Raw genomic sequence first — 21,546 nt, 5'->3', positions numbered from 1 at the left:
GTCAGTGCTCCAGTTGGGTCAGTTCGTAGGGCGGCAGTTGGCTGCCGGCCAAGGGTAAGCGCAGGGTAAAGCAGGTGCCCTGGCCGAGAGTGGAGTGCACCTCCATCTGGCCTTTGTGATTGTTGGTGATGATGAAGTACGACACTGAGAGCCCCAGCCCGGTGCCCTGGCCGATTTCCTTGGTGGTGAAGAACGGTTCGAAGGTGCGTTTGCGCACGTTTTCACTCATGCCAATGCCGTTGTCTTCCACCTGGATCTCTGCCCACGGCGGGTTGAGACGTGTGCGCAGGATGATGCGCCCCGGTTCGCGATCGTCTTCACGTAAGTGAATGGCCTGGGCCGCGTTTTTCAGCAGGTTGAGCAGCACTTGTTCCAGTTCGTTGGCGGTGCCCGGCACCGGACCCAACTGTGGGTCGAACTGGCGGGTGATCGCCTGGCCCTTGAAGTCGAAGCCGATGGCCAGGTCGAAGTCGTTGCCGGCAATTTCCACGGCCTGGTCGATCAGCGCTGGCAGGTCGCAAGGCGCCATCTGCCGGTTGCTGCGGCGGCTGAAGCTGAGCATATGGGTAACGATCTTGGCCGCCCGCGCTCCAGCCTGCTGGATGCCGTCGAGCAGTTGCGGCACCTCGCGGCCTTCAAGGTAGCGGTTGACGATGTCCAGCTCGATACCTGCCTGCTCGGCGTATTCCAGGTTCTTGGGCAGGTCGGACGACAACCGGCGTCGGATGTTCTGCACGTTGTGCAGGATCGCCCCCAGCGGGTTGTTGATCTCGTGGGCCATGCCGGCGGCAAGCCCGCCGACCGAGAGCATTTTTTCCGACTGCACCATCATTTCTTCCAGGGACAGGCGCTGGGTGATGTCGTCGATGCGGATTACCACGCCACGTCCGGCGCCGCCCATCAGTGGGTAGAAGGTCAGGGCGTAATGCTTGGGCTCGTCGTCCTTGATCCAGGTGACGCGCTCGATGCGCTCTACCGTGTGTTGCTCCACCGTGGCCTTGATCTGCGGCAGGTAGGGTTTGAGCGGTTGGAACGCGAGGTAGATCGGCTGATTCAAGGCCTCGTCCAGACGTGTACCGGAAAGCGCGCTGGCTTCCTGGTTCCACTGGGTGACATAGAGCTGCTCGTCCAGGGCGATCAGTGCCGACGGCATCGAGTCGATGATGCTGTTCAGGTAATTCTGAAAACCGGTGAGTTTTTTCTCGATCTTGCTGCGAACCTGGACTTCCAGCTCCAGTTTCCGGTTGGTGTGGCGGGTCTCTTCGGCCAGGCCTTGGGCTTGGTCGTAAGCCGCTTGAGAGTCGTCCCGTGCGCGCTTGAGTTGTTGTTCGCGGGCTTCGATGCGCGACAGCATGGTGTTGAAGGCTTCGGCCAGGCTGCCGATTTCATCGTGGTTGCCACGGCCGGCGCGCAGGGCGTAGTTCTCTTCGCGGGTGACCTGGCGGGACAGTTCTTCCAGTTCGTGGATCGGCCGGGTGATCAGGCGTTTGATCTGCCGGGCGATGATCAGCCACAGCAACACACTGAAAATCAGGATCCCCAGGCTCGCCGTCAGCGTACCGGTGTAGAAGGCCACCGGCAGCTCACTGCTGGCCACCAGCAGCAAGTGCCCGGAAGGCTGGCCAGCGCGGGGCAGGGTGATGATCTGGTTGCTGCGAAACTCCGTCACGCGCCACGCCTCGATATGCCGATAGTTGTCTGGCAGGTGCAGGCGGTCACCGTGTTGCATCTGCGCCAGGCGGTTGCCTTCGCCGTCATACAGCGCGGCGGCGCGCAGTGGCGAATAGCTGGTCAGCTCACTGAGCAAGGCGTCGGCGTTGGCGGGGGATTCGAGGGCTTCGGCGGCAAGGGCGGGGTTGGAGACCAGGCGACCGATGGCCTGCAGGGCCTGGGGCGCCATGCTTTCCTGGGAGATCCAGTAGGCGGCGCTGATAAACGTCAGGTTGGCCACCAGCAATACGGTGGTCAACAACACCAGCAGGGCCGCCAGCAGTTTCTGCCCTACCGGTAGATTTTCAAGACGCTGGCGCAGTGGCATCAGGGTTTTCCCAGGTGATAGACAGGTAGGCAGGGTAGCGCGTGCCTCAGTCGCTGGCCAATCCGTGTGCGCGCAAATGCTCGACCAGGCGCGCTTGCAACTGTTGCAGGTGCGGCAACACCAATTGATGGCGGGCCGCTGCCTGGCAGGCGTAGCCCAGCAGGTAGCTGATCTCGGTACGCCGTGCGTTGGCCACGTCCTGGTGCATGGACGAGTAATTGGCCGCCGTGGCCTGGATCACCCGCAGCACTTCGCTGTGCAGGTCCTGTGCGGCGGCGGGCTGGCCGCAGCATTCGAGCAGCTCGGCCAGTTCAGCGCACAAGGTCGCCACTTCACACGCGTGGGCTTGCAAGCCGCCGTTGCGGCACTGGTAAAGCACGGTCAGGGGATTGATGGCGCAATTGAGCGCCAGCTTGCGCCACAGGCGCGTGAGGATATCGCTGGCCCAATCGTGGGGAATGCCGGCCGCTTGCAGGTCGTCCAGCCACAGCGGTGGCGTGGGGTGGCTCGCATCCCCCAGCCAGGTGTAGCCATGGCCGGCAAATACCACCCGCCAGTCGCCTTCGCGAAACGCGCCTTCGGTACTTGAGGCATAGATGCAACGGGCCGACGGTACCTGTGCAGCTACTGCGTCCTGGCTGCCGAGGCCGTTTTGCAGCAGGATCAGTTCGGCGTCGGGCGCCAGTCGAGGTTGCAGCTGGGCAATGGCGCTTTGGGCGTCGTAGGCTTTGCACGCCACCAGCAAGCGATGAATCGGCTCTGGGCTGTCAGGCGTTTCGCCGACTACCGGGTAAGTCTGTTCCACACCCTGCTCGACTAGGGTCAGGCCCTGGCCGGCTCGATAGTCGGTCAGGCGCGCCTCATTGCGCAGGATCAGCCTGACGGGCACGCCTGCGCGCGCCAGCCGTGCGGCCCATAGGGTGCCCAGGCTGCCGGCGCCAAGAATATGCCAGGGGGTCGCCATCAGTGTGTACTCCATAAGCTCGCCAGCGGTGAACGGCGCGAAAGAACCGCTATAATGCCCCGGCATTTTAGCTCGGGCGCGCTCCATCTCTACTGAACCCGCCCCTTATATTGGAGAAATCACATGCCTTCGTTCGACGTGGTATCTGAACTGGACAAACACGAAGTCACCAACGCCGTCGAGAACGCCGTCAAGGAACTGGACCGTCGCTATGACCTGAAGGGCAAGGGCAGCTTCGAGTTCAAGGAAAAGGAACTGACCGTCAACCTGACCGCTGAAGCCGATTTCCAGCTGGAAGCGATGATCGAGATCCTCAAGCTGTCGCTGGTCAAGCGCAAGATCGACGCGCAGTGCCTTGAAATCAAGGACGCCTACGCCTCCGGCAAACTGATGAAGCAGGAAGCCGTGCTCAAGGAAGGCATCGACAAGGAGCTGGCGAAGAAGATCGTCGCTCATGTCAAGGACGCCAAGCTCAAAGTCCAGGCCGCCATCCAGGGCGAGCAGGTTCGTATCACCGGCAAGAAACGTGACGACCTGCAAGAGGCCATCGCGGCCCTGCGCGCCAAAACCTTCGACATGCCGCTGCAGTTCAATAACTTCCGCGACTGATGGCACCTTGGGGAACCCGTGGGCGATTTTGACGTCCCACGCCCCATAACCAGTGCCTACACTTGAGCCCTACGGGGCTCATTTGCGTTTTTAGGCAGTCAATAAAGCCGCACATCCGCCAAACAGGAGAAGCTACATGGATTTGAACGCTGAAATGGATCACTTGATCAAGACCTCACAGTCGTGGATCCCGATGATCATGGAATACGGCAGCCGGGTATTGCTGGCGGTGCTCACGCTGGCCATTGGCTGGTGGCTGATCAACGTATTGACCAATCGCGTGGGGCGTCTGCTGGCCATGCGCAATGCCGATCTTGCGTTGCAACACTTCATCACCAGCCTTGCGAATATCGCGCTCAAAGTCATGCTGGTGGTCAACGTGGCGTCGATGATCGGTGTGGCAACCACCTCGTTCGTCGCCGCGATTGGTGCCGCGACCCTGGCTATCGGCCTAGCGCTGCAAGGCAGCCTGGCGAATTTCGCCGGTGGCGTGCTGATTCTGTTGTTCCGCCCGTTCCGCATTGGTGACTGGATCGAAGCACAGGGCACCTCGGGCACTGTCGACAGCATCCAGATTTTCCACACCGTGCTGCGCACCGGTGACAACAAGACGGTGATTATTCCTAACGGCAGCCTGTCCAACGGCCTCATCACCAACACCAACCGTCAGCCGACCCGCAAGGTGGTGTTTGACGTGGGTGTGGATTACGACGCTGATTTGCAAAAAGCCCGTGAAGTGCTGCTGGAGCTGGCAAAAGATCCACGCGTGCTGACCGATCCGGCTGCGGTGGCGGTGGTTTCGACCCTGGGCGATAGCTCGATCACGGTTTCCCTGCGCTGCTGGACTAATACGCCGGATTATTGGGACGTAGTGTTCATGTTGAATGAACTGGCACGTGATCGCTTGAAGGCCGCTGGGATTGATATTCCGTTTCCGCAACGTGTGATTCGCGTGGTTCAGGAAGCCGCTGTGTAATCAGTCGCATTGTTAACTTGGCCACTCGGTCAATTATAGCGGTTAAAAACAAGGGGCTTCAGGCCCCTTGTTTGTTGTCAGTCTCTATTTGGTAACTATCAAGTCCTAATTGTGTTGAGTGGCATAATTAGCGAAAGTGACTTGCTTAGTTAGCTTGCTATTTAAGTACTCGATCCCATCAACACACTTTTTATTGGGCATAAAAAAACCGGCGACCTGATCAGGGCGCCGGTTTTTTATTAGCGTTACGCGTTAGCGCAATCAGCTGACCACTGAAATTACAAAATGCTCAGTGGGTATTCCACGATCACACGAGTGTCGATCAGGTTGTCGTAGTTGGTCGCACGGTAGTCGCTGTTGGTGCCGCTGTAGATCGCGTTACGTACGCGGAAGGACAGGCCTTTGGCCGGGCCTTCTTGCAGCACGTACTTGGCTTCCACGTCCCACTCGTGCTCTTTGCCATCGCTGGAATCGGCAACGGTAACGTTGCTACCGCGAGTGTAGCGGGTCATGAAGCTCAGGCCTGGCACGCCGAAGGAGGCCATGTTCAGGTCGTAGCGAGCTTGCCAGGACTTCTCGTCTTCGCCAACGAAGTCGGAGATCTGCACGGAGTTGGCCAGGTAAACGGTACCGCCACCGTCGACGCCGTAGTTGTAACCGGTTTTACCCGAGGACTGCTGGTAAGCCAGGGTGAACTTGTGGGCGTCGATGCTATAGGCAGCTGCCAGGCTCCAGACGCGGTTGTCCAGTTCGCCGGCCAGTTTCTTGCCGTCGTCATTGCTGCGGTAGCCGTTGAAGTCGAAACTCAACGATTGCTTGTCGCTCAGCGGCAGGGTGTAGAAGACGTTGACGTACTGCTTCTTCCAGTAGTCTTCAACATCGGACGCGTGGAACGCGAAAATGAAGTTCTCAAGACCCGAGTAGGTGAAGCCCGCGATGTTTGCTGCGGTCAGACCTGGGTTTTGCTTGCCGGTAACACGGCTGCGACCGTTGATGGTGTCGCGGCCCATACCGGTTTGCGCGCTCAATGCGCTGAAGCGGCCGGCGGTCAATTCCAGACCTTTGATCTCGTTGCTGGTGATCAAGGTGCCGGTGGCGACTTCAGGCAGCAGACGGCCGTCGTCGGTGGTGAAAACCGGGCTGGAAACGAATTGGTTGCCATATTTCAGTACGGTGTCGGAGATGCGCAGTTTCGCCGCACCAGCCACTTTGGACTGGGTGGTTTCTGGCTCGCCGGCGCCATTGGTTGCGAACAGGCCGTTACCGGCGCGGTCCGAAGTACCGTCGAGTCTGAAGCTGCCCATTGCCATGGCATCGATGCCGAAGCCGACGGTGCCTTGGGTGAAGCCGGATTGGTAGGTGACCAGCTCGCTGATGCCGGTGTCCTGGCGGTAGCCGCTGACTTTGTCGTCGGTACCGGTGGTGTAGGTACCGTTACCACGACGTACGTTGCCCACGCCGTCCTTGTAGTCACGGTTCATGTACATTGCACGGGTTTTCGCGGTCAGGGTGCTATCTTCGATAAAACCCTTTGCGTCGTCCTGGGAGGACGCGATTGCGAACTGCGAGGTGCCTGCAGAAACAGCCAGGGCGATCATGCTCCACTTCATCACGCGCATCGTGATTTGCTCCTTTGGTTTTCGGAAGAGTACTGCCGTCCCACCTGTATTTTTATCTGGGCGGCTCTTTCTTTTTTGTGTCGGCGCAAAGTTATATCACGCAGACTCTATTGACGATACTTACCAAACTTTCCTTTCAGCTTCTTTACGAGGCTGTCGTAAATTGCTAGCTCCATGTCGCAAATTCACAGCCCTGAATGCAACGGGACTGACAACTTCAATGCTGTTTCCAAACCGCTTTCGAAGTTTGGAATCTTCCTTGGGATGCATTGAAACGCTGGTGTTCTTCTATCGCGAAACACCTGCTTCCAAACGGGTGTCGTTGCCGACGATGTGAGTGTGAATGCAACAAGCGCGCCCAAACCGGTAACCGAATGTCATTTTTTCGTGAAAAACGTGACGGGCGCGTAAAAACCTCATAAGTACGGGCTTTTTACGCCGTTTTGTTTGGCCTTGACGTGCATGTGTTACGTCCGCTCAGTGGTACTGAAAAGCTGTGCCAGGGAAAAACGTTACCGGTCCACCCTACAAGTGGGTAGTCCGCGGATCCCTTTGATGCACAAGTGGGTCATTTTGGTGCGCCTTTGGGAGGCCCGGATTAGCGTAGCTCAAATAGTTGCCTGCCTCTAAAGGGTGCAGGTTTTTATCGGTTTGCGTTACGTTGCCGCCATTCGCCGTGAAGCCGGGTGCGTTCAACGGTATGCTGGTGCCCTGAACCTGACCTGCCGAACGGAGTGCCCGTGGTGTTCGCCTTAGATCAACGCCTGCAACAAGACACACTGGTCATCGGGGACTTCCCGCTGTGCCGCCTGCTGCTGTCCAATGACGCTAACTATCCCTGGTTCATCCTGGTGCCGCGTATCAAGGATATCAGCGAAGTATTTCAACTGGATGTCGCCAATCAACACGCGCTGTGGCAAGAGACCACGGCCCTGGCGCAGTGGCTGAACGAGGGGTTTGGCGCTGACAAGATGAACATTGGTGCACTGGGCAACGTGGTCAGCCAGTTACATGTGCATGTGATCGTACGCAAACGTGACGACGCCGCCTGGCCCGCCCCCGTGTGGGGCAAGCATCCGGCCCGGCCGTACACGGAGGAGCAAGTGGCGGCCGTTCGTGCACGTCTGCGTGAACGGCTACCTGCCGACTTTATCTTTACCCAGGGCTGAACCATGGATCTGCAAGACCGCGTCACCGACCTGGAAAGCCGCCTGGCATTCCAGGACGACACCATCGAGACCCTCAATGACATTCTGGTCACCCAGCAGCGGGCCGTCGAACGCCTGCAGTTGCAGATGACCGCGCTGCTCAAGCGCCAGGAAGAAATGGGTGGGCAATTCGAGTCGTCCGAAGAAGAAGCGCCGCCGCCTCACTATTGATCGGCTGGCTATAAAAAAACCGCGATCCAGCCAGGCTGGATCGCGGTTTTTTGTTGCTGCGATCGCTGGAATCAGCGACGCGGCAATGCTGCGATCACGTCTTCGGCTTGCAGGCCTTTGTCGCGATTCATCACGGAGAACTCCACGCGCTGGCCTTCAACCAGAACACGATGGCCTTCGCCGCGAATAGCCCGGAAGTGGACGAAGATATCGTCGCCCGAATCACGGGAAATAAAGCCGAAGCCTTTGGACGTGTTGAACCACTTGACGGTACCGGTATCCCGATTGGTCATGTCGTAGTTCTGCGACGCGGCCGCTGGGGACGAACGGTAGAAGCTGATGGCCAGGTGAAGAGCAATGGCGACCACAGCAATCACCAGGCTGAGCAGGATGGCCGGATGGCCGCCGACTTCAGGCATAGGTGCCAGGAGGGTGAGGGTTTGTACGACAACGGTCAGTACCAGCAGCGCGCTGACCAGATTTTGCAGTTGATGACGTGTGCCTTTGTTCCAGTAAGGGATTACTGGGGCGAGCGTCAGGTTAAGAAGGCCGAACAAGGCCAGGTACAAAGCATCATGTTGTTGCAGGTAGGGCAGGCTTTCAGGCTGCAGGCTCGGGATAAAGGACAGCAGCAACGCTGCAACGCCCGTTAGCAGGTGGACGATTTTCAACATTTTGATTAACTCACGTTAAGACGGATCGCAAGGAAGAGCTGACTGGCACGGTTCGCTTCTGAACAATGGGAGGCGTTGGGCACGTGCACGGGTATCAGCCTATGCCGCTTGCCGTGGGAAAAAACGACGGCGACACGCTGCCTATTTAACAGCAAAGGCTGTGCCTACTCAAATCCAGCATTTGCACGGTGTGCAGGGAGCTGGGCATTTGCGCGTCAAACGTTGGTCCTAGACGGGTGCAGGTGTTTTTAAAGGACGGCGGTGAAACTCCGGCCGTGCTCAAAGACGTGCCTGCCGGCGAAAAGCGCGTGAAGCGCAGGACCATTTGCCGCACCTTGTCCTCGGCGGGCTGCGCGTCAGCAGCACTCTTGCTACAGTGGTCCTGCACCTGATCAATGAATGCTAGTCAATTGAAGGGGATAAACATGGCAATCGATATCGGTATCAGCGAAGAAGATCGTAAATCCATCGTCGATGGGCTTTCACGCCTGCTTTCCGATACCTATGTACTGTACCTGAAGACCCACAACTTCCATTGGAACGTCACGGGCCCGATGTTTCGGACGCTGCACTTGATGTTCGAAGAGCAGTACAACGAACTGGCGCTGGCAGTGGACTCCATTGCCGAGCGTATCCGTGCCCTGGGTTTCCCGGCGCCGGGTGCCTATTCGATCTATGCCCGTCTGTCTTCCATCAAGGAAGAGGAGGGCGTACCCAACGCAGAAGAAATGATCAAACAGTTGGTGGCGGGCCAGGAAGCGGTCACCCGTACCGCGCGCGGTATTTTCCCGTTGCTCGACAAAGTCAGCGATGAGCCGACGGCGGACCTGTTGACCCAGCGCATGCAGGTTCACGAAAAAACCGCGTGGATGCTGCGCTCGCTGCTCGAAAACCAGTAAACCTCGAACCGGAGTGGCGCCGATCGGGCGCCACTTGCTGGTTTCCACGCATTTCCTGGCGTTGTCCTACGCTTATCAACGTCCCGTCTTCTGGCTGCCTGTCTCGTCCTGCTGTTTTATAGGGCCACTGCCCCATGGGAGACCCCGTGGGCTGCTGTTTGGCAATGGAGTGTCAGGTGTATGTCACGTGGAGTGGATACTGGAGTGATGGAAACCGGTGGTTTTCATAAGATAAACGTCGACCCCTTCGCCAAGGGGTTCGATATGGGGCTGGCCAAGCCATTGTCCCGATCGGTGCGACTCAATGGGTTTTCCACTTGTCTGCGGCTTGAGCAGATCTATTGGAATATCCTCACGGAAATCGCCAGGATCAATGCCTGCTCTGTCAGTGCATTGCTGTCTTATGTCGATCGGGAAGTGCACTTGCGCTATGGAGGCGTGAAGAACTTCAGTGGCTTGGTCAGGGTGGTGTGCGTGGTTCATCTGTTAAAAGGTCGTGCTACGTCGCCAACCCCGGAGTGATCGGTAGGCTTTGGGGCCGGTCCGCCGTCGAGGTGGACCAGGCTCCGGGCAGAAAGCCGGCTGCGCTGCCTCGATTTACCAGATATAATCCCGCGCTTTGCTGCGCGTGCCGAGGCTTTATCTTTTGGGCAGGCGTGGCGCAGTAACGATTTGATCGCCGAGACATCGCCATGCCCATGTACGACTATCAATGTGCTTCCTGTGGTCACCAGTTGGAAGCCATCCAGAAGATCAGCGCCGCGCCGCTGGTCGATTGCCCGGCCTGCCAGGCACCCGAGCTCAAGAAGATGTTGTCCATGCCAGGCTTCCGCCTGAGCGGCAGCGGCTGGTACGAGACCGATTTCAAGACCGGCTCGAAGAAGAATCTGGCCGGCGGCGACAAAGCCGACTGAGTTGAACTCCATGCGCAGGCTCCTGCATTATCCGTCCCCTGCTTAACTGTGCGGTGACGAGGCAAGCCTCCACCGAATTTCGAATTACGAGAAGTGAAACCACGACCATGATGCGCAGCCACTATTGCGGCCAACTGAACGAGACCCTGGATGGTCAGGAAATTACCCTTTGCGGATGGGTTCACCGTCGCCGCGACCACGGCGGGGTGATCTTCCTCGATATCCGTGATCGTGATGGTCTGGCCCAAGTGGTATTCGACCCGGACCGCGCCGAGAGCTTCGCCGCCGCTGACCGCGTGCGCAGCGAGTACGTCGTGAAGATCACCGGCAAGGTCCGCCTGCGTCCGGCCGGTGCCGTGAACGCGAACATGGCGTCCGGTGGCATCGAAGTGCTGGGTTATGAGCTGGAAGTGCTGAACGAGTCGGAAACCCCGCCGTTCCCGCTCAACGAATACTCCGACGTCGGCGAAGAAACCCGCCTGCGCTATCGTTTCCTGGACCTGCGTCGTCCGGAAATGGCCGAGAAGCTGCGCCTGCGTTCGCGCATGACCACCAGCATCCGCCGCTTCCTCGACGAAAACGGCTTCCTGGACGTTGAAACGCCGATCCTGACCCGGGCCACCCCGGAAGGCGCACGCGACTACCTGGTGCCTAGCCGTACTCACGCCGGTTCGTTCTTCGCCCTGCCGCAATCGCCGCAGTTGTTCAAGCAACTGCTGATGGTGGCCGGCTTCGACCGTTACTACCAGATCGCCAAGTGCTTTCGCGATGAAGACCTGCGCGCCGACCGTCAGCCGGAATTCACCCAGATCGACATCGAGACCAGCTTCCTCGATGAAAAAGAGATCATGGGCCTGACCGAGCAGATGATCCGCAACCTGTTCAAGGAAGTGCTGGACCTGGAATTCGGCGAATTCCCGCACATGACTTTCGAAGAAGCCATGCGCCGCTACGGTTCCGACAAGCCAGACCTGCGTAACCCGCTGGAACTGGTGGACGTTGCCGACCAACTCAAAGAAGTTGATTTCAAAGTCTTCAGCGGCCCGGCCAACGACCCGAAATGCCGCATCGCCGCCCTGCGCGTGCCTGGCGGCGCGAGCATGCCGCGCAAGCAGATCGACGACTACACCAAGTTCGTCGGCATCTACGGTGCCAAGGGCCTGGCGTACATCAAGGTCAACGAGCGCGCCAACGGTGTTGACGGCCTGCAATCGCCGATCGTGAAAAACATTCCGCTGGACAACCTCAACGCGATCCTGGATCGCGTCGGCGCAGTCGACGGCGACATCGTGTTCTTCGGTGCCGATAAAGCCAAGATCGTCAGCGAAGCCCTGGGCGCGCTGCGCATCAAGCTGGGCCACGACCTGGACCTGCTGACCTGCAAGTGGGCACCGATGTGGGTGGTCGACTTCCCGATGTTCGAAGAGAACGACGACGGCAGCTTCAGTGCCTTGCACCACCCGTTCACTGCACCGAAGTGCTCGCCCGAGGAGTTGGAAGCCAACCCGGCCGGCGCGCTGTCCCGTGCGTACGACATGGTGCTCAACGGTACCGAGCTGGGTGGCGGTTCGATCCGTATCCACCGCAAAGAGATGCAACAAGCGGTCTTCCGCCTGTTGGGCATCAACGAAGCGGAACAGGAAGAGAAATTCGGCTTCCTGCTCGACGCCCTGAAATATGGCGCGCCGCCTCACGGTGGCCTGGCCTTCGGCCTTGACCGCCTGGTGATGCTGATGACCGGCGCCCAGTCGATCCGTGAAGTGATCGCCTTCCCGAAAACCCAGAGTGCTGCGGACGTCATGACCCAGGCACCGGGCGTGGTGGATGCCAAGGCGTTGCGCGAACTGCATATCCGTCTGCGCGAGACGCCAAAGGCTGAGTAAGGCTGCTGCGCGAAAGCGCTATAGGGTTTTACACAGTCAAAAAGGCGCATCTTCGGATGCGCCTTTGCGTTAAAGAGCTGTATCTCGCCTGGGGCGGGATTGATCAAGGTTTCTAGAGAATTTCGGAGTTGTGTTATGGCTGGCCATTCCAAGTGGGCGAACATCAAGCACCGCAAAGAGCGTCAGGATGCCAAGAAAGGCAAGATTTTTACCAAGTGGATCCGCGAGCTGACCGTCGCTGCCCGTCAGGGCGGCGGTGATCCAGGCTCCAACCCGCGCCTGCGCCTGGCGCTGGACAAGGCTCTGGGCGCCAACATGAGCCGCGACATCATCGACCGCGCCGTGGCCCGTGGTGCCGGTGCGGCCGACACCGACGACATGGTCGAGCTGACCTACGAAGGCTACGGCCCGGGCGGTGTGGCGGTAATGGTCGAGTGCATGACCGATAACCGCAACCGCACGGCCGCTGCGGTGCGTCATGCGTTCAGCAAGTGCGGTGGCAACCTCGGCACTGACGGTTCGGTGGCCTACCTGTTTGAACGCAAGGGCCAGATTTCCTTCGCGCCGGGCGTGGATGAGGATGCGCTGATGGAAGCGGCGATGGAGGCTGATGCCGACGACGTTGTCACCAATGACGACGGCTCCATCGACGTGTTTACCTCGTTTGCCAGCTTCTACGCCGTGCGTAATGCGCTCGAAGCTGCCGGTTTCAAAGGTACTGACGCGGAAATTGTGATGCTGCCGACTACCAGCGCCGAATTGGACCTGGACGGTGCACAGAAGGTACTGAAGCTGCTGGATATGCTGGAAGACCTGGATGATGTGCAGAACGTCTATTCCAACGCTGACATCCCCGAGTCCGTAGCCGAACAGTTGGTCTGACGGACGATGTAGATCCAGATGTGGGAGGGGCAAGCACCCTCCCACATTGGATTTTCTCTGTATCAAAATAGTTTTCATCCAACCCGCAGGCGTTATGACTTTAATCCTAGGTATCGACCCCGGTTCGCGCATCACCGGTTTTGGTGTGGTGCAACACACCCCGCGCGGCTGCGTCTATGTCGCGTCGGGTTGCATTCGCACCGGCGCGGGCGAGTTGGCCGAGCGCCTGCAGATTGTCTATCGCGGTGTGCGGGAAGTGATCCAGACCTACGGGCCGGTGACCATGGGCATCGAAAAGGTGTTCATGGCAAAGAACGCCGATTCGGCGTTGAAACTCGGCCAGGCCCGTGGCGCCGCCATCGTCGCCGGCGCCGAAGAGGGCCTGGAAATCGCCGAGTACACCGCGACCCAGGTCAAGCAGGCCGTGGTCGGCACCGGCGCGGCCAATAAAGAACAGGTGCAGATGATGGTCATGCACATGCTCAAGCTGACGTCGAAGCCGCAGATCGACGCCTCCGACGCCCTGGCCATCGCCATTTGCCATGCGCACACCCGTTCCAGCCTGCTGCCGCACGGCTTGGGCACTGCACGCAGTCGTGGCGGCCGGCTGCGTCTCTGATAGCATCGGCGCAATCGAAATGTGCGGTCAGGCCTTGATCTGACCCCCACGCTTTAAGGATCTGAACCGTGATTGGACGTTTGCGCGGCACCCTGGCTGAGAAACAGCCGCCGCACCTGATTCTGGATGTAAACGGGTTGGGGTATGAGCTTGAAGTGCCCATGACCACCCTGTATCGCCTACCGTCGGTCGGTGAGTCGATAACGCTGCACACCCATTTGGTGGTGCGCGAAGACGCGCAACTACTCTATGGTTTCATCGGCAAGCGTGACCGGGACTTCTTCCGTGAGCTGATTCGCCTTAATGGCGTAGGGCCGAAACTCGCGCTGGCCTTGATGTCGAGCCTGGAAGTAGACGAATTGGTACGTGCCGTTTCAGCCCAGGACACCTCGGCGTTGACCAAGGTGCCTGGCGTCGGAAAGAAAACCGCCGAGCGCCTGCTGGTAGAACTCAAAGACCGCTTCAAGGCCTGGGAGGTCGTGCCGAGCATGTTTGCCCTGGTGCCGAACCAGCCGGACATGCCTGCTGCGCAAGTCGCCAGCGCTGAAAGTGATGCCGTCAATGCGCTGATCTCCCTCGGCTACAAGCCTCAGGAAGCCAGCAAGGCGGTGTCGGCCATCAAGGACAAGAACCTGAGTGCTGAAGACATGATTCGCCGCGCCCTGAAGGGAATGATTTAAGTGATTGAAGCTGATCGTCTGATCGCGGCCACTGGCCCGCGCGACCGTGAAGAAGTCCAGGATCGGGCCATCCGCCCCCTGAGCCTGGCCGACTACATCGGCCAGCCCACCGTGCGCGAACAGATGGAGTTGTTTATCCAGGCTGCGCGCGGGCGCAGTGAGTCCCTGGATCACACGCTTATTTTCGGTCCGCCGGGGCTGGGTAAAACCACCCTGGCGATGATTATTGCCAATGAGATGGGCGTGTCGATCAAGTCCACCTCCGGCCCGGTGCTGGAGCGGCCGGGTGACCTGGCGGCGCTGCTGACCAACCTTGAACCCCACGATGTGCTGTTTATCGACGAGATTCACCGACTGTCGCCCATTGTCGAGGAAGTGCTGTACCCGGCGATGGAAGATTTCCAGCTCGACATCATGATCGGCGAAGGCCCCGCGGCGCGCTCGATCAAGCTCGACCTGCCGCCGTTCACCCTGGTGGGCGCGACCACCCGTGCGGGCATGCTGACCAACCCGTTGCGAGACCGTTTCGGCATTGTTCAACGTCTTGAGTTCTATAGCACGACGGACCTGGCAACCATCGTCAGCCGTTCGGCGAGCATCCTTGGCTTGCCGCTGGACCCGGAAGGTGCGTTCGAGATTGCGCGCCGGGCCCGTGGCACGCCACGGATCGCCAACCGTTTGCTGCGCCGGGTGCGCGATTTTGCCGAAGTGCGGGCCAAAGGGCATATCACCAAAGCCGTGGCTGACCTGGCGCTCAACCTGCTGGACGTGGACGAACATGGTTTCGATCACCAGGATCGACGTCTACTCTTGACCATGATCGAGAAGTTCGACGGTGGGCCGGTGGGCGTCGACAGCCTGGCTGCGGCCATCAGTGAAGAGCGTCATACCATTGAGGACGTGCTGGAGCCTTACCTGATCCAACAGGGCTACATCATGCGCACGCCAAGGGGGCGGGTGGTGACGCGTCACGCTTATCTGCACTTTGGGTTAAACATTCCGTCACGATTGGGTGAGATGCCCGTGGTAGACGAATTCCTCGATGCAGTGGACGATTAAAAGCATCAGTTGAGTCGATTTATTCGAGGTTTGTGCTGTCCCAGTGTCTGGCGTCGTCATTCAGTCATTGGAAATGTTCGCGAGAATGCAAAAACAGTTGCCCAGCCGGATTGGCAACCTCAGGAGTAAGCACTAGAGTATGCGCGCGCAAAACGGGGATCAGTCGTTCGCACATCGCTGTCGCGTTTATTACGAGGACACTGATGCTGGCGGCATCGTTTATTACGTCAATTACCTCAAGTTCATGGAGCGGGCTCGAACCGAGCGGCTACGGGAGCTGGGCTTTGCCCAATCCCAGCTGGCAGGGGAGGACCTGTTATTCGTCGTGCATTCCAGCGAGGCGCGTTACCACGCGCCGGCGCGACTGGACGACGAGCTGCTGGTCAGCGCTGAAGTAATCGAATTGAACCGTGCCAGCCTGCGTTTCAAGCAGCAGGTCAGGCGGGCCACGGATGCAACGCTGCTCTGTGAGGGGCAGTTCCTGGTGGCGTGTGTGCGCACCAACAGTTTGAAACCTCGGGCCATTCCCGAAACTCTACGTGCGGCCTTTGCCGCCGTGAGCGGCGCGGGTAAACAATCAAAGCAGGAGATTTAGCGTGGAACCTACCGTCGTCGACCATTCCTCCATGTGGAGCCTGGTCAGCAATGCCAGTGTTGTGGTTCAACTGGTGATGCTGATCCTGGTAGCCGCATCGGTTACCTCTTGGGTCATGATTTTTCAGCGCAGCAACCTGCTGCGTGCCGGTCGACGTGCCCTGGAGAGCTTTGAAGAGCGCTTCTGGTCGGGTATCGACCTGTCCAAGCTCTACCGCCAGGCCGGCAGCAACCCGGACCCGGATTCAGGCGTGGAGCAGATCTTCCGTGCCGGCTTCAAGGAATTTTCGCGCCTGCGCCAGCAGCCGGGTGTTGACCCGGAAGCGGTGATGGAAGGCGTGGCCCGTGCCATGCGCGTCGCCATCTCCCGCGAGGAAGAGAAGCTTGAGCAAAGCTTGCCGTTCCTTGCCACCGTCGGTTCGGTCAGCCCCTACATCGGTCTGTTCGGTACCGTGTGGGGGATCATGAACTCCTTCCGTGGCCTGGCCCAGGCCCAGCAAGCGACCCTGGCCACTGTGGCCCCCGGCATCGCCGAAGCCCTGATCGCCACCGCGATCGGTCTGTTCGCCGCTATCCCGGCCGTTATCGCTTACAACCGTTTTGCCGCACGCGGCGAGAACCTGATTGGCCGTTACTACACCTTCGCCGATGAATTCCAGGCGATCCTGCACCGTAAAGTGCACACCAGCGAAGAATAAGCAGGTACTCCCCGATGGCTTTAATCACTCGAGCTCGAACCAAGCGCAAGCCGGTCGCCGAGATGAACGTAGTGCCTTACATCGACGTGATGCTGGTGCTGCTGGTGATCTTCATGGTGACCGCGCCGATGCTCAACCAGGGCGTGAAGGTTGATCTGCCCAAGGTTTCCAGCGAAGCCTTGCCCCAGGACAACAACACCCAGGTACTGACCATTTCGATCAAGGCTGACAAGACCTATTACTGGAACCTTGGCAGCGAAGTCGACACTCAGAAGCAGCAGGACAAGGCCCTGACCCTGCCGGCAATGACCGATGCGGTGACCAAGATCATTCGCTCCGGCAACGAAGGCGGCAAGCACACGCAGGTGTTCATTCGCGGCGACAAGTCGGTCGACTATGGCTCCGTCATGGGCGCCATGGGCGGGCTGCAGAAGGCCGGCGTCGGTAACGTTGGCTTGATTACCGAGGCGCCCTGATGCAGCAACAGCGAGAGCCGTCCGCCTCGGAAAGCTACTTCTGGCCTAGCGTCTGGGCAATTGCCCTGCACGTCCTGGTGTTTGGCATGCTGTTCGTCAGCTTTGCCATGACCCCGGACCTGCCGCCAGCCAAGCCGATCGTGCAGGCGACCCTGTATCAGCTGAAATCGAAGAGTCAGGCCACCACCCAGACCAATCAGAAGATTGCGGGTGAGGCCCAGAAGTCGGCTGCGCGCCAGACTGAAGTCGAACAGATGGAACAGAAGAAGGTCGAGCAGGAAGCGGTGAAGGCTGCTGCGGAACAAAAGAAAGAAGAGGCGGCTCAAAAGGCCGAGGAATCGAAAAAGGCTGACGAAGCGAAGAAGGCCGACGAGGCGAAAAAGGCTGATGAAGCCAAGAAGTCCGAGAAAGCTGCCGAAGCTAAAAAAGCTGAAGAGAAACAATTGGCTGATATAGCCAAGAAGAAATCTGAAGAAGAAGCGAAAAAAGCTGCCGAAGAAGAGGCCAAGAAAAAGGCCGCTGAAGAAGCCAAGAAGAAGATAGTCGAAGACGCGAAGAAGAAAGCCGCCGAAGACGCCAAGAAAAAAGCTGAAGCAGACGAGGCGAAGAAGAAGATCGCCGACGACGCGAAGAAGAAAGCTGCCGCCGATGCCACCAAGAAAAAGGCCCAGGAAGCAGCGCGTAAATCCGCCGAAGAGAAAAAGGCCCAGGCCTTGGCAGATTTGCTCTCCGACACGCCGCAGCGTCAGCAAGCCTTGGCCGATGAACGTGGTGATGAAGTCGCGGGCAGTTTCGACGACCTGATTCGGGCACGGGCAGCAGAAGGCTGGACACGTCCACCTTCGGCACGCAAAGGCATGACAGTAGTGCTGCAGATCGGCATGTTGCCGGACGGTACGGTGACTTCGGTCAGCGTGGCCAAGTCCAGTGGTGACGGTTCGTTCGACAGTTCGGCGGTTGCCGCGGTCAAGAACATTGGCCGGTTGACCGAGATGCAGGGAATGAAACCAAGCGACTTCGCTCCCTATCGTTCATTCAAGATGACATTCACACCTGAGGATCTAGCCTTGTGAGAAACCTTCTTCGAGGAATGCTTGTCGTTATTTGCTGTATGGCAGGGATAGCGGCGGCGGATGAAAAAAACATCCTGGTAACCAGCGGTAGCGACCGGGCCACCCCGATTGCTGTAGTTCCTTTCGGTTGGCAGGGCGGTAGCGTGCTGCCGGATGACATGGCCCAGATCGTCAGCGACGACCTGCGTAACTCCGGTTACTACGCGCCGATTCCGAAAGGCAACATGATCAGCCAGCCGAACCAGGCCAGCGAAGTTGTGTTCCGTGACTGGAAAGCCGTTGGTGCCCAGTACCTGATGGTCGGCAACATCGTGCCGGCCGGCGGTCGCCTGCAAATCCAGTACACCTTGTTCAACGTGGCCACCGAGCAGCAGGTCCTGACCGGCAGCGTTTCGGGCACCACCGAGCAACTGCGCGACATGGCCCACTACATCTCGGACCAGTCGTTTGAAAAACTCACCGGTATCAAAGGTGCGTTCTCGACACGCCTGCTTTACGTAACGGCTGAGCGTTTCTCTGTAGATAACACTCGCTACACCCTGCAGCGCTCGGACTACGACGGCGCACGTGCCGTGACCCTGCTGCAATCGCGTGAGCCAATCCTGTCGCCGCGCTTCGCGCCGGACGGCAAGCGTATCGCCTACGTGTCTTTCGAACAGAAGCGTCCGCGCATCTTCGTCCAGCATATCGATACTGGCCGTCGTGAGCAGATCACCAACTTCGAAGGCCTCAACGGTGCGCCAGCCTGGTCGCCGGACGGTTCGCGCCTGGCGTTCGTGCTGTCCAAGGACGGCAACCCGGATATCTACGTGATGAACATGGCTTCGCGCCAGATCAATCGTGTGACCAGCGGCCCGGGTATCAACACTGAACCGTTCTGGGGCAAGGATGGTTCGACCATCTATTTCACCTCTGACCGGGGCGGCAAGCCACAAATCTACAAATCGAGCGTGAGTGGCGGCGGTGCAGAACGAGTGACCTTTATTGGTAACTACAACGCCAACCCTAAGCTTTCGGCTGATGAAAAGACGTTGGTGATGATTCACCGTCAGGATGGTTTCACTAATTTCCGGGTTGCGGCCCAGGATTTGCAGCGCGGAACCGTAAAAATCCTCACAGATACCAACCTTGATGAGTCAGCTACTGTTGCGCCCAACGGCACCATGGTAATCTACGCCACCCGCCAGCAGGGCCGGGGAGTCTTGATGCTCGTGTCCATTAATGGACGCGTAAGGCTCCCGCTTCCTACCGCTCAAGGCGAAGTCAGAGAACCGTCCTGGTCCCCTTACCTGAACTGACGCGGCGCTACAAAAAGAAGTACTTAACACACTGGGGTTCATTAGGAGTTTCACGATGGAAATGCTGAAGTTTGGTAAGTTTGCTGCTCTGGCTCTGGCTCTGTCCGTAGCCGTTGGTTGCTCGTCTAAAGGCGGCGACAATGCCGGTGAAGGCGCAGCTGTTGATCCAAACGCTGGTTACGGCGCTAACACTGGTGCAGTTGACGGCTCCCTGAGCGAAGAAGCTGCTCTGCGCGCTATCACCACTTTCTACTTCGAATACGACAGTTCGGACCTGAAACCAGAAGCCATGCGCGCTCTGGACGTTCACGCGAAGGACCTGAAAGCTAACGGCGCTCGCGTTGTTCTGGAAGGTAACACCGACGAACGTGGTACTCGTGAGTACAACATGGCACTGGGCGAGCGTCGTGCGAAAGCCGTTCAGCGCTACCTGGTACTGCAAGGTGTTGCTCCAGGCCAACTGGAACTGGTTTCCTACGGTAAAGAGCGTCCAGTTGCTACTGGCCACGACGAGCAGTCCTGGGCTCAAAACCGTCGCGTCGAACTGCGTAAGTAATTCGTCATGCGAACGTGCCGTCGTGCTCTAACTGTATTGGCTCTCAGCTTTGCACCGCTTGCGGTGTGGGCTGCGGTTCCTGTGGAAGATAGCAACTCTGGCTATAACAATAGCGGGAGCAGCTATCCGCCAGCAGGTTATGGCACGAACGGCGCCTATGCTGGGGGGGCGGCTACGTCCGCCCCCTCGGCACAGGGCGAACTGTTCAACCAGCTGCAACGCATGCAGGATCAATTGGCGCAGCAACAAGGCACCATTGAAGTTCTGCAGAATGAAGTGCGTCAGCTGAAGCAAGAAGGCCTGGAGCGTTACCAGGATCTTGATCGACGTATAGGAGCCGGTGTTACACCTGCCGCTACTTCTGATAATTCTTCTGCCGGTGGTGCGCCAAGCGCCGCTGCCGGTGGTGCAGCAGCAGGGGCCGCAGCCGCGAGCCAAGCCCCTGCGGCCAGCAGCGAACCGGGTGATCCGGCGAAGGAAAAGCTGTATTACGATGCAGCCTTCGACCTGATCAAAGCCAAGGATTTCGACAAGGCCAGCAAGGCCTTCACCGCATTCCTGGGCCGTTACCCAAACAGCCAGTACGCGGGCAACGCCCAGTACTGGTTGGGTGAGGTGAACCTGGCAAAAGGTGATTTGCAAGGGGCGGGCCAGGCATTTGCCAAGGTCAGCCAACTGTACCCCAAGCACGCCAAGGTGCCGGACTCGCTGTACAAACTCGCTGACGTAGAACGCCGCCTCGGTCATGCCGACAAGGTTAAAGGCATTCTGCAGCAGGTTGTTGCCCAATACCCGGGCACCTCTGCCGCACAGTTGGCCCAACGGGATCTGCAACGCTTGTAAGCGATGCCGCCCGTTTAGAAGAAACCCGCGCCTGGCGCGGGTTTTTTCGTTAGAATCCACGCCCTTTTATGACACCCGCTTCCTGGGGCCTACGCGTTGGCGGGGTTTCTTGAAGTGCCTGACGGAGGCGGACAGCCTGTTTAGCTGTTACGCCCGTGGCGACTATGCAAGACACATTACGCATCACCGAAGTTTTTTACTCGTTGCAGGGTGAAACGCGCACCGCCGGCCTGCCCACAGTATTTGTGCGCCTGACCGGCTGCCCGTTGCGTTGCCAATACTGTGACAGCGCCTACGCCTTCAGTGGCGGCACCGTGCGCACTCTTGACGACATTCTTGAGCAAGTTGCCAGCTACCGGCCGCGCTACGTCTGTGTGACCGGCGGCGAGCCCCTGGCCCAGCCCAACGCCATTCCTTTGCTCAAGCAGTTGTGTGACGCCGGTTACGAGGTGTCCCTGGAAACCAGTGGCGCCCTGGATATTTCCGCGGTAGATCCGCGTGTGAGCCGAGTGGTCGACCTCAAGACCCCTGGTTCCAAAGAAGCGCACCGCAACCTTTACGAGAACATCGAACTGCTGACGCCCAACGATCAGGTCAAGTTCGTTATCTGTTCCCGTGAGGATTATGACTGGGCCAACTCCAAGCTGATCCAGTACGGCCTCGACCGCCGTGCCGGTGAAGTGCTGTTCTCCCCCAGCCACCATGACTTGAACGCACGCGATCTGGCCGACTGGGTAGTTGCCGATAACTTGCCCGTACGCCTGCAATTGCAGCTGCATAAATACCTGTGGAACGACGAGCCAGGGCGCTGAG

General features: G+C 58.8%; 24 protein-coding genes. 20 read left to right on the top strand and 4 right to left on the bottom strand.

The annotated features are described in order from the left end of the window. Position 1: 1 nt before the first annotated feature. Entirely contained in the window at positions 2-2,038 is a 2,037-nt protein-coding gene (locus EJD88_RS09470) for an ATP-binding protein (RefSeq protein ID WP_099585511.1), read from the bottom strand. A 46-nt stretch (positions 2,039-2,084) separates the two neighbouring features. Beyond that, on the bottom strand, positions 2,085-3,002 hold the full coding sequence (locus EJD88_RS09465; protein ID WP_112196606.1) for a putative 2-dehydropantoate 2-reductase: 918 nt from the start codon (positions 3,000-3,002) through the stop codon (positions 2,085-2,087). A 123-nt stretch (positions 3,003-3,125) separates the two neighbouring features. Between EJD88_RS09465 and EJD88_RS09460 the strand changes: the two genes are divergently transcribed. Then, positions 3,126-3,611, top strand: coding sequence for a YajQ family cyclic di-GMP-binding protein (locus EJD88_RS09460; RefSeq protein WP_003209785.1), 486 nt, complete (start codon positions 3,126-3,128; stop codon positions 3,609-3,611). Between the two features lie 136 nt (positions 3,612-3,747). Continuing rightward, a complete protein-coding gene (locus EJD88_RS09455; protein ID WP_099585509.1) occupies positions 3,748-4,587 on the top strand; it encodes a mechanosensitive ion channel family protein in 840 nt (279 codons plus the stop codon). Positions 4,588-4,865: 278 nt separating this feature from the next. Here EJD88_RS09455 and EJD88_RS09450 read toward each other — a convergent pair whose 3' ends face one another. After that, positions 4,866-6,206, bottom strand: coding sequence for an OprD family porin (locus tag EJD88_RS09450; RefSeq protein ID WP_099585508.1), 1,341 nt, complete (start codon positions 6,204-6,206; stop codon positions 4,866-4,868). Positions 6,207-6,949: 743 nt separating this feature from the next. On the opposite strand from EJD88_RS09450, the gene EJD88_RS09445 reads away from it, so the two are divergent. Beyond that, entirely contained in the window at positions 6,950-7,375 is a 426-nt protein-coding gene (locus EJD88_RS09445; RefSeq protein ID WP_158877830.1) for an HIT domain-containing protein, read from the top strand. Positions 7,376-7,378: 3 nt separating this feature from the next. Beyond that, positions 7,379-7,585 (top strand): SlyX family protein, encoded by a 207-nt coding sequence (locus EJD88_RS09440; protein ID WP_017847119.1) that lies wholly within the window; start codon positions 7,379-7,381, stop codon positions 7,583-7,585. Positions 7,586-7,656: 71 nt separating this feature from the next. On the opposite strand, the gene EJD88_RS27370 is transcribed toward EJD88_RS09440, so the two are convergent. After that, the gene (locus EJD88_RS27370) at positions 7,657-8,259 is read right to left on the bottom strand and encodes a cold-shock protein (RefSeq protein WP_032890906.1); all 603 of its coding nucleotides are present in this window, start codon (positions 8,257-8,259) and stop codon (positions 7,657-7,659) included. A 425-nt stretch (positions 8,260-8,684) separates the two neighbouring features. Here EJD88_RS27370 and EJD88_RS09430 point away from each other — a divergent pair, with 425 nt between their 5' ends. The 16 genes from EJD88_RS09430 (at position 8,685) to queE (ending at position 21,545) form a co-directional block, all read left to right on the top strand. Beyond that, on the top strand, positions 8,685-9,158 hold the full coding sequence (locus tag EJD88_RS09430) for a Dps family protein (RefSeq protein ID WP_099585507.1): 474 nt from the start codon (positions 8,685-8,687) through the stop codon (positions 9,156-9,158). A gap of 180 nt (positions 9,159-9,338) precedes the next feature. Further along, on the top strand, positions 9,339-9,680 hold the full coding sequence (locus EJD88_RS09425; RefSeq protein WP_099585506.1) for a ribbon-helix-helix domain-containing protein: 342 nt from the start codon (positions 9,339-9,341) through the stop codon (positions 9,678-9,680). A 170-nt stretch (positions 9,681-9,850) separates the two neighbouring features. Beyond that, entirely contained in the window at positions 9,851-10,072 is a 222-nt protein-coding gene (locus tag EJD88_RS09420) for an FmdB family zinc ribbon protein (protein WP_010208103.1), read from the top strand. A 107-nt stretch (positions 10,073-10,179) separates the two neighbouring features. Then, positions 10,180-11,955 carry an aspartate--tRNA ligase gene (gene aspS, locus EJD88_RS09415; protein WP_099585505.1) on the top strand — a complete coding sequence of 592 codons (1,776 nt, stop codon included), beginning with the start codon at positions 10,180-10,182 and terminating at the stop codon, positions 11,953-11,955. A gap of 135 nt (positions 11,956-12,090) precedes the next feature. Continuing rightward, positions 12,091-12,837: a YebC/PmpR family DNA-binding transcriptional regulator gene (locus EJD88_RS09410; protein WP_099585504.1), complete on the top strand. Its 747-nt coding sequence runs from the start codon at positions 12,091-12,093 to the stop codon at positions 12,835-12,837. Positions 12,838-12,931: 94 nt separating this feature from the next. After that, positions 12,932-13,456, top strand: coding sequence for a crossover junction endodeoxyribonuclease RuvC (ruvC, locus tag EJD88_RS09405; protein WP_099585503.1), 525 nt, complete (start codon positions 12,932-12,934; stop codon positions 13,454-13,456). A gap of 68 nt (positions 13,457-13,524) precedes the next feature. Continuing rightward, positions 13,525-14,136, top strand: coding sequence for a Holliday junction branch migration protein RuvA (gene ruvA / locus EJD88_RS09400; protein WP_099585502.1), 612 nt, complete (start codon positions 13,525-13,527; stop codon positions 14,134-14,136). After that, positions 14,137-15,195: a Holliday junction branch migration DNA helicase RuvB gene (gene ruvB / locus EJD88_RS09395; protein ID WP_099585501.1), complete on the top strand. Its 1,059-nt coding sequence runs from the start codon at positions 14,137-14,139 to the stop codon at positions 15,193-15,195. It begins immediately after the preceding gene. Between the two features lie 139 nt (positions 15,196-15,334). Further along, positions 15,335-15,790, top strand: coding sequence for a tol-pal system-associated acyl-CoA thioesterase (gene ybgC, locus EJD88_RS09390; protein WP_032890914.1), 456 nt, complete (start codon positions 15,335-15,337; stop codon positions 15,788-15,790). A 1-nt stretch (position 15,791) separates the two neighbouring features. Further along, positions 15,792-16,487 carry a protein TolQ gene (gene tolQ, locus EJD88_RS09385; RefSeq protein WP_032890916.1) on the top strand — a complete coding sequence of 232 codons (696 nt, stop codon included), beginning with the start codon at positions 15,792-15,794 and terminating at the stop codon, positions 16,485-16,487. A 23-nt stretch (positions 16,488-16,510) separates the two neighbouring features. Further along, positions 16,511-16,963: a protein TolR gene (tolR, locus tag EJD88_RS09380; RefSeq protein WP_160384999.1), complete on the top strand. Its 453-nt coding sequence runs from the start codon at positions 16,511-16,513 to the stop codon at positions 16,961-16,963. Further along, the gene (gene tolA, locus EJD88_RS09375) at positions 16,963-18,036 is read left to right on the top strand and encodes a cell envelope integrity protein TolA (RefSeq protein WP_032890917.1); all 1,074 of its coding nucleotides are present in this window, start codon (positions 16,963-16,965) and stop codon (positions 18,034-18,036) included. The genes tolR and tolA overlap by 1 nt, the downstream gene beginning before the upstream one ends. 17 nt (positions 18,037-18,053) lie before the next feature. Next, on the top strand, positions 18,054-19,334 hold the full coding sequence (gene tolB, locus EJD88_RS09370; RefSeq protein ID WP_174244834.1) for a Tol-Pal system beta propeller repeat protein TolB: 1,281 nt from the start codon (positions 18,054-18,056) through the stop codon (positions 19,332-19,334). Positions 19,335-19,389: 55 nt separating this feature from the next. Beyond that, positions 19,390-19,890, top strand: coding sequence for a peptidoglycan-associated lipoprotein Pal (gene pal / locus EJD88_RS09365; protein ID WP_003209827.1), 501 nt, complete (start codon positions 19,390-19,392; stop codon positions 19,888-19,890). A gap of 6 nt (positions 19,891-19,896) precedes the next feature. Continuing rightward, on the top strand, positions 19,897-20,733 hold the full coding sequence (gene ybgF / locus EJD88_RS09360; RefSeq protein ID WP_158877829.1) for a tol-pal system protein YbgF: 837 nt from the start codon (positions 19,897-19,899) through the stop codon (positions 20,731-20,733). Between the two features lie 164 nt (positions 20,734-20,897). Next, a complete protein-coding gene (gene queE, locus EJD88_RS09355) occupies positions 20,898-21,545 on the top strand; it encodes a 7-carboxy-7-deazaguanine synthase QueE (protein ID WP_099585498.1) in 648 nt (215 codons plus the stop codon). Position 21,546 lies beyond the last annotated feature (1 nt).

Origin of the sequence: Pseudomonas sp. PB105 (assembly GCF_009764655.1) — a bacterium.
Classification (GTDB): domain Bacteria; phylum Pseudomonadota; class Gammaproteobacteria; order Pseudomonadales; family Pseudomonadaceae; genus Aquipseudomonas; species Aquipseudomonas cyclaminis.
This window is presented reverse-complemented; position numbering and strand designations above follow the sequence as displayed.